This is a genomic window from Micrococcus lylae NBRC 15355, assembly GCF_001570885.1.
GTDB lineage: Bacteria > Actinomycetota > Actinomycetes > Actinomycetales > Micrococcaceae > Micrococcus > Micrococcus lylae.
In genome coordinates, this window is the sequence record NZ_BCSN01000071.1 from 1 (window position 1) to 10,452 (window position 10,452).

General features: G+C 70.2%; 10 protein-coding genes and 1 tRNA gene. 4 read left to right on the forward strand and 7 right to left on the reverse strand.

Annotated features, from left to right (window positions below; all coding sequences use genetic code 11):
• Positions 1–12: 12 nt before the first annotated feature.
• The gene (locus tag MLY01S_RS13155; RefSeq protein ID WP_373279970.1) at positions 13–171 is read left to right on the forward strand and encodes a nucleotide-binding domain-containing protein; all 159 of its coding nucleotides are present in this window, start codon (positions 13–15) and stop codon (positions 169–171) included.
• A gap of 298 nt (positions 172–469) precedes the next feature.
• Here the strand turns inward: MLY01S_RS13155 and MLY01S_RS11090 are convergent, their stop codons facing one another.
• The 4 genes from MLY01S_RS11090 to MLY01S_RS11105 form a co-directional block, all read right to left on the reverse strand.
• On the reverse strand, positions 470–1,267 hold the full coding sequence (locus MLY01S_RS11090) for a hypothetical protein (protein WP_067192091.1): 798 nt from the start codon (positions 1,265–1,267) through the stop codon (positions 470–472).
• 268 nt (positions 1,268–1,535) lie between these two features.
• Positions 1,536–1,916, reverse strand: a complete 381-nt coding sequence (locus tag MLY01S_RS11095; RefSeq protein ID WP_067192093.1) for a hypothetical protein — start codon at positions 1,914–1,916, stop codon at positions 1,536–1,538.
• 112 nt (positions 1,917–2,028) lie between these two features.
• On the reverse strand, positions 2,029–2,280 hold the full coding sequence (locus MLY01S_RS11100; RefSeq protein ID WP_245232057.1) for a hypothetical protein: 252 nt from the start codon (positions 2,278–2,280) through the stop codon (positions 2,029–2,031).
• 110 nt (positions 2,281–2,390) lie between these two features.
• Positions 2,391–2,462 (reverse strand) — tRNA-Asn (locus tag MLY01S_RS11105).
• 198 nt (positions 2,463–2,660) lie between these two features.
• On the opposite strand from MLY01S_RS11105, the gene MLY01S_RS11110 reads away from it, so the two are divergent.
• Complete coding sequence (locus MLY01S_RS11110) at positions 2,661–3,335, forward strand: PepSY domain-containing protein (protein ID WP_067192099.1); 675 nt, start codon at positions 2,661–2,663, stop codon at positions 3,333–3,335.
• A 206-nt stretch (positions 3,336–3,541) separates the two neighbouring features.
• Here the strand turns inward: MLY01S_RS11110 and dnaG are convergent, their stop codons facing one another.
• Complete coding sequence (gene dnaG / locus MLY01S_RS11115) at positions 3,542–5,455, reverse strand: DNA primase (RefSeq protein WP_067192107.1); 1,914 nt, start codon at positions 5,453–5,455, stop codon at positions 3,542–3,544.
• A gap of 69 nt (positions 5,456–5,524) precedes the next feature.
• Between dnaG and MLY01S_RS11120 the strand changes: the two genes are divergently transcribed.
• Positions 5,525–6,376 carry an SIR2 family NAD-dependent protein deacylase gene (locus MLY01S_RS11120; RefSeq protein WP_067192102.1) on the forward strand — a complete coding sequence of 284 codons (852 nt, stop codon included), beginning with the start codon at positions 5,525–5,527 and terminating at the stop codon, positions 6,374–6,376.
• Between the two features lie 116 nt (positions 6,377–6,492).
• On the opposite strand, the gene MLY01S_RS11125 is transcribed toward MLY01S_RS11120, so the two are convergent.
• Together MLY01S_RS11125 and dusB are read right to left on the reverse strand one after the other, a co-directional pair.
• Positions 6,493–7,812, reverse strand: coding sequence for a deoxyguanosinetriphosphate triphosphohydrolase (locus tag MLY01S_RS11125; RefSeq protein WP_371327624.1), 1,320 nt, complete (start codon positions 7,810–7,812; stop codon positions 6,493–6,495).
• 97 nt (positions 7,813–7,909) lie between these two features.
• On the reverse strand, positions 7,910–9,217 hold the full coding sequence (dusB, locus tag MLY01S_RS11130; protein ID WP_082740138.1) for a tRNA dihydrouridine synthase DusB: 1,308 nt from the start codon (positions 9,215–9,217) through the stop codon (positions 7,910–7,912).
• A 111-nt stretch (positions 9,218–9,328) separates the two neighbouring features.
• On the opposite strand from dusB, the gene MLY01S_RS11135 reads away from it, so the two are divergent.
• Positions 9,329–10,351: an LLM class flavin-dependent oxidoreductase gene (locus tag MLY01S_RS11135; protein WP_067192105.1), complete on the forward strand. Its 1,023-nt coding sequence runs from the start codon at positions 9,329–9,331 to the stop codon at positions 10,349–10,351.
• Positions 10,352–10,452 lie beyond the last annotated feature (101 nt).

Sequence of the window (10,452 nt, forward strand, 5' to 3'; positions counted from 1 at the left end):
CGCCGAAACAACATCCGCGGACAGATCATCGACTCAAGCGAGCCCAACGTCCGTAAAGAGAGGACGCGCTTCCGAGGGGCCCATGTTGTCGAGTGCTTCGTACTGAAGGAGGGTGTGGTGGTCGCGCGCGACCGCATCGATGTGCCGATCAGTAATACGAGCGACCACTAAAGGTACTGCCCCCTACCGGCACCAGGTGCTCGACACTACGTGGCCGCACCTCTCGGTTCCCCCAGCCTCACCTGACTAAAGCAACGGCAGGAAGCCTCACGCCATAGCGGTCGTTTGTGGCGACCACTCCTGCAAGGCACCGGGCGCGGCGCTTCGGGCGTCGTCTGCCTGCCACATGACTTGTCATAATCAACCCGCCACAACGGGCAGACGGTGTTGATGCTCATCAGCATCGGCTACGCGCACGTCTCTTTCAAGCGCGGGCGTTGATGCGACGTGGGTGTAGGTGCCGTGGCGCCTACACCCACGCCTCGCAGTCCCTGGAGGTCTGCCACTCGACCTCCAGGCTCGCGTCCGTGCTCGACACGAGCACCCGCACGCTCGGCTCTGCCGGAGTGGAAGACGTCGTCACCACCTCAGCGGTGACCTTCGACGGCGTCCGCCGAGCCGCCAGGCCCACGGGATTCGACACGGCCACCTCGTCCCCGTCGCCGTTGAGCACACGGGCGCGTAGGTACTGCACGCCTTCTTCAGGCCGTTCGAGAGTGTCCTGTTCTCGGGTGGTACCAGCCCAGGCCGTGAAGTCGTCCTCGTCGTAGTCCAACGTGAACGCCGGACGGTCCCCGTACGCCTCGGGTTCCTTGTGCATCCCGATCTTCGCGCAGCCTGCCTCGTCCACCATGCGGCGCAGACGCGCGGTGAGCATTTCCACGTGGGGGTGCCACATCATCATCGGCCCCAGCCCCGGAGCCTGTTCTTCCCAGACCTTGTACTCCATGCACATGGCCGCGTACAGCTCGGCGGTGAGGTCCGAGTGCTTGTACCAGCAGGGCGGTACTACCGAGGTCACCAGCCGGTACTCGGCCACGAACCAGTCCACCCAGCGGCGCAGCGTGTTCCACGCCTCCCACTGGTGCTCGGCCTCGATCTCCCGCCACCGCGTGCCCATCCACACCGGCGGACCCTCGCCCGCGAGTTCCGCGGCGACCTCCGGGTCGACGTAGGGCAGCGGAGTCCCCGTCTGTCCGTCGTCATCGGCGGCCGCCGGCCCCTCCCAGTCCGTGGGCTCGTCGTCTTCAACCCAGGGCGATGCCATCAGTTCCGTCCTTCCCTCGTGTACCGGCGTGCTGGCCCGCCCAACAGCCTCTCGAGCCGGGCGAACAGCTCCTCAACGGCCTCGCGCCCGCCTGCCCCGGTCGAGCGCATGTAGCGATGCGCGGCGTCCTCGCATGTACCGCACAACCACACCCCGATCCCGCCGGCGGCACGACACTCGGCGCGGTCCAGGTATCGTCCATCGGTGCAGTGCCACCTCGTGGAGACGGTCCGCTGGCAGACATGGCACCGTGCACCCCCGCCGTCGCTCATGCCTGCCTCTGCCGGATCATCCTGGCCACGATCACGACCGTCGCCCGCCTGCGGTCCCATCCAAAGAACTCCTTCTTGCCGTCCATGATCTGATGCACCCGCTGGTGATGGTCCCGGCACAACGGCATCAGGTCGTTGTGCGCTTCACGGGCCTGCCACCGGCCCTCCTCGTCCTGGCCCACGCCCTTGTACGAGACGTGGTGTAGGTCCAGGGTCCCGGCCTGGGTCAGCGTGATCCCGCAGACCTGGCAGGCCGGCTCTTGGCCGGCCTGCCGGCAGTCCGCGAACCACCGCACCCGCCTGTACCCCCACGCCTGGGACCGCAGGTACCGCTTGTACTCGGCCGAGCCGGTGCGGTGCAGCCCGAACCTGCCCATGCCCTCACCGCACAGGGATCGCCGGGGCCGTCTCCGGCACCGGGTCCAACGCCGCCACGGAGTCCTCGGCCCGGTCCGCGTCGGTCGGTGTGGACGGGGCCGGGTCCTTGGACTACAGCTCGGCCAGCAGCGCCTTCGAGTACCGCCCCGCGGCCTCCTTGATCTGCTTGCCGTCCTTGCGGTCCCACCAACGGGTCATCTGCATCAGGATCGGACGCCCGTTGCGGTTCAGCAGGATCCCCCACCCGAACGGCAGCCGACGCAGCTCCGTGACCGAGACCACCTCGGTGTCGTGGATCTGTTCGGAGACCGAGGTGTTGTCCTTGCCGCGAGACTTCGAAGTCCGCGCGATCGCGTCCAACACGGGCGACAGTGGCGGGCCCAACTAGCTCCCGCGGCCCGGTCGTCCTCCAGGCACGACGAAGCCCCCACACCGAGCTCGTCGGTGCAGGGGCTTCGGAAGCTTCTGCTCTGCTCCCCCGACTGGATTCGAACCAGTAACCCTTCGATTAACAGTCGAATGCTCTGCCGTTGAGCTACGGGGGAATGTCTCCCAGGCGACCTCCAGGTCATCTGGACAACGGAGACTATCTTACAAGCCCTCCCGTGCACATGCCAAATCGGCGTGATCGCGGGCTTCGGGTTCCCCAGCGCAACGTGCTCACACTGTTCTCATGATCGTCCCGTTTCATGAAACACAAGATCGACGGACGATCTGCCCCGGATTGGAAAGCGAGTCACACCATGCAGAAGACCCTCACCCAGAAGCTCACCCTCACCGGCACCGGCATCCTGGCCGTGCTCGCCCTCTCTGCCTGCGGCGCTTCCGGCGACTCCGAGGCCGGCGACTCGATCGAGCTGCAGGACAACCAGTCCTCCTCGGCTCCTGCCCAGGCCGACTCCTCGGGCGACGCCGATGACGACGCCTCAGACAACGCCGATGACAAGGACGACGCCTCCTCGGCTCCCTCCGCCGCCTCGGCCGCCTCGAGTTCCTCCGCCGGTTCCTCCGCCGCCGGCACCGATCCGGCCTTCGACGCGATCGACGCTGTGAAGGGCACAGCCGCCGACGCGATCGTGCTCTCCCTGGACCGCGATGACGACGACACCATGTGGGACGTCGAGGCCGTGGAGGGCGAGGAGACCGTGGAGTACGACGTCACCCAGGACGGCGAGGTCACCGAGACCGAGCGTAAGACGGACAAGGACGACGCGGACAAGGCCAACCGCGCCGAGGTCTCCATCGACGACGCCATCAGCACCGCCCTCGAGGGCCGCGACGGCCAGACCGTGGACGATGTGGAACTGGACGAGGAGGACGGCACCCTCGTGTGGGAGATCGACTTCGACGACGCCGACGGCAACGATGCCGACAAGGTCTACGTGGACGCCGTCACCGGCGACATCGTGAAGGGCTGATCCTCCTCGGGACGCCGTTCGCCTGTGCGCGGTCCGGTGCCTTCCGGCAGGAAGGTGCCGGACCGTCGTCGTTCTGGGTGACTGGGTGACGTCAGCGGCGCGAACCCGACGCTCGCCCGAACGAAAGCGTCGCGGGACTCGACCGCTTCCCGAACGAAAGGCCCGCCGAACCCAACCGTTTCCCGAACGAAAACGCCGGCCGGGGGTCAGTCGTCGCTGCGGAGGGCGCGGCGGCGCGCCTCGAGCTCCATGAGCTCCGTGTTGAGGCGGGAGAACTCGGCGGGGTCTCCGCCGGCGCCGAGGCGCTGCAGCTGGCCGAGCAGCTCGGCCTTGCGGTGCTGGATCTGCAGGCCGAACAGGCGGTTCATGATGTCTCGGCAGTAGCGGACCACGTCGGCCTCCGTGCGGGCGGGGATGTCCCGCACGGCGAGCGCGGAGACCACGCCGCGGACCTCGGGCGGGACGTGGTCGCTGATGGACTCGACCCACACCTGCGGGGTCGCTCCCCCGGTGGCGGCGGTCATGATGCCGCGATGCACGGCGGCGTACTGGGGCACGGTGAAGCGGGCCTCGTAGAACGCCTGCCACTGTTCGGCCGAGAGCAGGGTGGGGTGCTGCAGGACCACCTCGAGGGACTCGCGTTCGCGCCGGGCGACCGGGTCGCGCGGGTCCACGCGGACGATCTGCACCTGAGGCCGTGGTGCAACGTTTCCCGACGCCGGCCCCTCGCCTCCGCCTGCCGGCTCACCTCGGCCCGGGGCGTTCTCCTGGCGCGGGGCGGGCCCGGGCGCCTGCCGCCGGGAGGCCTGGGCGACGGCCCGGTGGACCACGTTGGGGTCCATGCCGAGCCAGCCGGCGAGCTCGCGCTCGTAGCCGGGGCGGAGGACGGAGTCCTTGATGCCGGCCACGATTGGCGCGGCGTGGCGCAGCGCGCCGGCACGGCCTTCGACCGTGTCCAGGTCATAGTCCTTGAGGCCGGAGCGGATGGCGAACTCGAACAGGGGCCGCCGGGAGCTGATCAGGGCCCGGACGGCCTCGTCGCCCTTGTGCCGGCGCAGGTCGCAGGGGTCCATGCCGGAGGGCTCGACGGCCACGTAGGTCTTGGCGAGGAAGCGGTGGTCCTCCTCGAACGCCTTGAGGGCGGCCTTCTGCCCGGCCTCGTCACCGTCGAAGGTGAAGATGACCTCGCCGCCGGTGCCGTCGTCCGAGATCAGGCGGCGGACGATCTTGATGTGCTCGGTGCCGAAGGCGGTGCCACAGGTGGCCACGGCGGTGCCGATGCCGGCCAGGTGCGCGGCCATCACGTCCGTGTAGCCCTCCACCACCACGAGCTGGCGCTGCTTGGCGATGGTCCGCTTGGCGAAGTCGATCCCGTAGAGCACCTGGGACTTCTTGTAGAGCGCGGTCTCGGGGGTGTTGAGGTACTTGGGCCCGGGGTCGTCCTCGTAGAGCTTGCGGGCGCCGAAGCCGATGGTGTTGCCGGTCATGTCCCGGATGGGCCAGACGAGGCGGCCGCGGAAGCGGTCGTACAGGCCGCGCTGACCTTCGGAGAACAGGCCGGTGGCGCGCAGCTCCTCGTCCCGGAAGCCGCGCTTGCGCAGGGCGTCGAGGAGGTGGGACCAGCCCTGCGGGGCGTAGCCGAGGCCGAACTGCCTGGCGTGCTCGGCGGTGAAGCCGCGCTCGGTGAGGAAGTCGCGGGCGGTCTGGGCCTCCGCGGAGCCGAGGGCCTTCACGAACAGCTCGTCGGCGATCTTGTTGGCCTCGATCAGCCGGCGCCGGCGGCCCACCTCGGCCTTGTCCGGACCGGTGCCGCCGTCCTCGTAGTGCAGTTCCACGCCCACGCGGGCGGCCAGGCGCTCCACGGTCTCGGTGAAGGTGGTGTGCTCCAGCTCCATGAGGAAGCTGATGACGTCCCCGTGCTCGCCGCAGCCGAAGCAGTGGTAGGTGCCGACGGCGGGGCGGATGTGGAAGGAGGGCGTCCGCTCGTCGTGGAACGGGCAGAGGCCCTTGAACGAGCCGACGCCGGCAGAGCGCAGCGTCACGTACTCCTCCACGATGGCCTTCAGGTCGGCGCGCTCACGGACGAGGTCGATGTCCTTCCGCACGATCAGCCCAGCCATGCCCACCATCCTAGGTCGACCGCCGGACGGGACAGGACGGGTGTGCAGGAGGCGTGATGGGATGGGCCCATGAGCGAGATCCCCACGCCCGCCGTCGATCCCGGCCTGCTCGCCGAGGTCCGCGAGCTCGTCGCCGCAGCCCGGCGCCCTGTGGTCCTGTCCGGCGCGGGCATGTCCGCCGAGTCCGGCATCCCCACGTTCCGTGATGCCCAGACCGGCCTGTGGGAGCGCTTCTCCGCCGAGCAGCTCGCCACCGAGGAGGCGTTCCTCGCCGACCCGAAGCTGGTGTGGTCCTGGTACCGCTGGCGGGCTCGCATGGTCCGCGCACGGCAGCCCAACCCGGGGCACGAGGCGGTCGCCCGCTGGCAGCAGCGCCTGGACTCCGTTCCCGACGACGGCAGCTCACCCGAGGCCGGCGGCGCACCGGGCCTGGTGGTCGCCACCCAGAACGTGGATGACCTGCACGAGCGGGCCGGAACCCGTGTGCTGTCCCATCTGCACGGCTCCCTGTTCGAGTTCCGCTGCGTGCTCTGCAGCACCCCGGCGGACGTGGACCTCGGCGAGCTGGACCAGGGCGTGGAGGCCGGTTCGGAGGAGGACCTGGAGGCGCAGCGGCTGCACACTCCCCCGCGCTGCGAAGTCTGCGGCGAGGGCCGACTGCGTCCGGGCATCGTGTGGTTCGGCGAGATGCTTCCGCCGGCGGCCTGGGACCGTGCCTACGACGCCCTCGAGCGCTGCGACCTCTGCGTGGTGGTCGGCACCAGCGGCCTGGTGCAGCCGGCGGCGTCCCTGCCCCTGGTCGCGCTCGGAGCCGGGGCGCCCGTCGTGGAGGTCAACCCGGACCAGACCGAGCTGACGGACGCGGTGACCCACGTCCTGCGCGGCACCGCCGGTCAGGTGCTCCCGGCCCTGGTCGACTGAAGGTCAGGAAGGTGAGGGGCCAGGAAGGGGCAGATCCAGGAAAGTGAGGGGCCAACACGGCGTTGAGATTGCATCTCAACACCGTGTTGTATCCCCAAGACGTCAAGGGGTGGGGCTCAGATCCAGACGCGGGTGAAGCTCTTGCCCTGCACCAGGGTGTGGTGCCACTCGAGCGCGGTGGAGTCGGTCAGGGACGCCACCTGGTCGATCACCACCCGCCGCCGGGCGTCGTCGTCGGGGGCCTGTTCCCAGTCGAACGCGAACATCGGCTCGAGGAACTGCTCACCCGTGCTCCACAGCAGGTCCACCAGCTCGGTGAGGACCTCCCGCTGCTTCGCATAGAGCGGCTGCCGCTGCTCGGAGGTCATCACGTAGGCCGCGGCGATTCCCTTCATCGCCGCGATCTCGATCTGTGTCTCCGCCGGGACCACCACGTCAGCGTTGTGGCGGGTGAGCGGCTCGTTGCCGAACACCTCCCGCGTCGCGTCGAAGGCGGCCGTGCAGAAGCGTCCGATCAGCTGGCTGGTCATGTCCTTCATCGCCGCCAGGGCCCGGCGGGAGCCGTCGAACTGCGACACCCACTGGTCGGTCGCCTCGAGCCGGTCCAGCGCCGCCTCGATCTCGGCCGGGTCCGTGGTCGGCAGGTACCACCCGCGGGTGGTCTCCACCACACGCTGCCGGTGCTCGCCGCGCGCGAGCCACCGCAGCTGGAAGGCATTGTTGACCACGCCGTCCTCCACGTCGTGCACCGAGTAGGAGATGTCGTCCGCCAGGTCCATGACCTGTGCCTCCATGGAGGTGCGCGTGCCGTGCACCCCATGGCGGAACCATTCGAACACCGGCAGGTCGTCCTCGTAGACGCCGAACTTCTTCGAGCGCTTGCCGTCGGGCTTCAGCGGGGCGTCCTCACGGAGCCACGGGTACTTGCAGGCCGCATCCAGGCTGGCCCGGGTGAGGTTCAGCCCCACGGACGTCCCGTCCTCGAAGGACTTCTTCTGCTCCAGCCGCGCCAGCAGGCGCAGGGTCTGGGCGTTGCCCTCGAAGCCGCCGCAGTCCTCAGCCACGGCGTCCAGCGCCTTCTCCCCGTTGTGCCCGAACGGCGGGTGGCCCAGATCGTGGGACAGGCAGGCGGTGTCCACCACGTCCGGGTCGCAGCCCAGCGACCGGCCGAGCTCACGGCCGATCTGCGCCACCTCCAGCGAGTGGGTCAGGCGGGTGCGGGCGAAGTCGTCCGCGTCCGGGGCCACCACCTGGGTCTTCGCCCCCAGTCGACGCAGCGCCGAGGAGTGCAGCACACGCGCCCGGTCCCGTTCGAAGTCGGAGCGGTACGTGCTCTTCGACGGCTCCGGCAGCCACCGCGTGCGGTCCCAGCCGGTGTAGCCGGGCGTCTGCACCGCACGCCCGGCATAGGGCGGGCGCCCCTCCGGCCCGAACAGGACCGGCTGGGAGGTGAGGGTCGGCTGGTGGGCGCGGGAGACCGTCGTCGTCTCCTTCTTCGTTCCCGACGACGGCACGGCGCCTCCGACTGTCCGCTCAGCCACCGGACACGTCCAGTTCGGCGGCGGCGATCATGGCCTTCTGCTCGGCGTTGAGCTCGCGGGAGTCGAGCCAGCCGTCCGGCAGGTGGGGGCGCTTGGGGGCGCCGGCGCGGCCGCGGGGGCCCTCGGCGTCCGGGCCCGGATACGGGATGTCCCGGTCGATGCCGTCGAGGAGCTGACGCAGGGTCGCCAGGTCCGGGACGGTGGACAGTGCGGTGCGGATCTGCGAGCCGACGGGGTAGCCCTTGAAGTACCAGGCCACGTGCTTGCGGATGTCCCGCAGCGCCTTGACCTCGTCGCCGCCGAAGGTGTCCACCAGCAGCTCGGCGTGCCGGTACAGGGTGTCCGCGACCATGCCGAGGTTCGGGCGGAAGCGCTCCGCCCTGCCCTCGAACGCGTTCTGCAGGTCCCCGAACAGCCAGGGGCGGCCCTGACAGCCGCGGCCGATGACCACGCCGTCCACGCCGGTCTGCTCCACCATGGCGATGGCGTCCTCGGCGGACCAGATGTCCCCGTTGCCGAGCACCGGGATGTCCGGCAGGGCCTCGCGCAGGCGGGCGATGTCCTCCCACACGGCGGTGCCGGAGTAGAACTGGCGGGTGGTGCGTCCGTGCAGGGCCACGGCGGCCACGCCGAGGTCACGGGCGGCTCGCCCGGCGTCGAGGAAGGTGAGGTGGTCCTCGTCGATGCCGCGGCGCATCTTCACGGTCACCGGGATGTCCTTCTTGGACGCCTCGGTGACGGCCGCCTTGACGATCGAGGCGAACAGCTCCGACTTCCACGGCAGGGCCGAGCCGCCGCCGCGGCGGGTCACCTTGGGCACCGGGCAGCCGAAGTTCAGGTCGAGGTGGTCGCAGCGGTCCTCCTCCACCAGCATGCGCACGGCGCCGGCGGTGGTCACCGGGTCCACGGAGTACAGCTGCACGGAGCGCGGGACCTCGTCCGGGTCGTGCCGGATGATGCGCATGGACTCCGGCTTGCGTTCCACCAGGGCGCGCGCGGTCACCATCTCGTTCACGTAGAGGCCTCCGCCGTACTCGCGGCAGAGACGGCGGAAGGCGGTGTTGGTGATGCCGGCCATGGGCGCGAGCACCACGGGCACGTCCACGGTGATCGGGCCGAGCGTCAGCGGCGGCAGGGTGAGCCGATCCGCGGTGGGACCGGCGTGGGTGCCCTCGTGGAGCTGGTCGTCGTCCGCAATGCGGCGGCCGGCGCCGGCGGACTTGGCGTAGAGCGCGGCGTTCGGGTCCACGCCTGGCGCGTCCACGGCGGGTGCGGAGGTGGTCTGGGCAGCTGCAGTCATATCGCCGCCCATTGTCCCAGACGAGCGACGCGTCCCAGACGAGCGCGGCGGGCAGGGCGGCGCGGGCCGTCGTCGGGAATGGAAGACCCCACCCCGGTGTTTGCTTCAAACATGAACAACAAGCGACTGGGCTTCCTCTCCTTCGGACACTGGCACCGCGACTCCGCCGGCAGGCCGGACGCGGCCGCGGCACTGCAGGACACGGTGCAGATGGCCGTGGACGCGGAGGCGGCCGGGCTGGACGACGCCTGGATCCGCGTGCACCACTTCCAGCGGATGATCTCCTCCCCCTTCCCGCTGCTGGCCGCCATGGCCGCGCGGACCGAGCGGATCCACCTGGGCACCGGCGTGATCGACCTGCGCTATGAGAACCCGCTCTACTTCGCCGAGGCCGCGGCCACCGCGGACCTGATCGCCGCCGGCCGACTCGAGCTCGGCGTCTCGCGCGGTTCCCCGGAGGCGGCGAGGGACGGGCAGGAGCAGTTCGGGTACACGCTCGCCGAGGGAGAGAGCTGGGCCTCGGTCGCCTGGCAGCGCGGCGAGCGCATCCGCACCGCGCTGCGCGGCACGCCCTTGGCGCAGCCGGACCTGGAGTCGGGCTGGTCCCACACCACGGGCATGCTGCGGATCGAGCCGCAGTCCCCTGGCCTGGCAGACCGGCTGTGGTGGGGCGCCGGTTCCACCCCCACGGCCGTCCGCGCCGGCGAGGCCGGCTATGACCTGGTCTCCTCCACCCTGCTGCTGGAGGACGACGGCCGCCCCTTCCACGTGCAGCAGGCCGACCAGGTCGCCCGCTACCGTGAGGCGTTCGCCGCCGCCGGGCACGAGCGCACCCCGCACACCGCCGTCACCCGTTCGATCCTGGCGATCCAGGACGAGCAGGACGAGCGCAGGTTCGGGCACGAGCGTCACGGCCGCGACTCCTCCGGCTTCCTGGACGGCTCCCGCGCCGTCTCCGGGCCCACCTACGCGGGAACCCCGGAGGAGGTCGCCGAGCTGCTGGCGAAGGACGAGGCCGTCCAGGCCGCTGACCTGGTGCTGGTGGCCAATCCGAGCACGCTGGGCGCCGCGTACAACGCGAAGCAGTTCGCCGGCTGGATGGAGTCCTGGCGCCTGCTCGGCTGGGCGGACTGAGCCGGCCCCCTCCACGCCGCCGGCAGAGGAGCCGTACGTCACACGGTGCCGCGCACACCCGGCGGGGCGTGAGAGCCTGGAGCGGATGTCCAGGCTCTCAC

What these genes read in the sequence shown, in the direction of transcription:
- MLY01S_RS11110 (WP_067192099.1), top strand. Translation starts at nt 2,661, where the DNA reads ATGCAGAAGACCCTCACCCAGAAGCTCACCCTCACCGGCACCGGCATC.
- MLY01S_RS11120 (WP_067192102.1), top strand. Translation starts at nt 5,525, where the DNA reads ATGAGCGAGATCCCCACGCCCGCCGTCGATCCCGGCCTGCTCGCCGAG.
- dnaG (WP_067192107.1), bottom strand. Translation starts at nt 5,455, where the DNA reads ATGGCTGGGCTGATCGTGCGGAAGGACATCGACCTCGTCCGTGAGCGC.
- MLY01S_RS11135 (WP_067192105.1), top strand. Translation starts at nt 9,329, where the DNA reads ATGAACAACAAGCGACTGGGCTTCCTCTCCTTCGGACACTGGCACCGC.
- MLY01S_RS11095 (WP_067192093.1), bottom strand. Translation starts at nt 1,916, where the DNA reads ATGGGCAGGTTCGGGCTGCACCGCACCGGCTCGGCCGAGTACAAGCGG.
- MLY01S_RS11090 (WP_067192091.1), bottom strand. Translation starts at nt 1,267, where the DNA reads ATGGCATCGCCCTGGGTTGAAGACGACGAGCCCACGGACTGGGAGGGG.
- dusB (WP_082740138.1), bottom strand. Translation starts at nt 9,217, where the DNA reads ATGACTGCAGCTGCCCAGACCACCTCCGCACCCGCCGTGGACGCGCCA.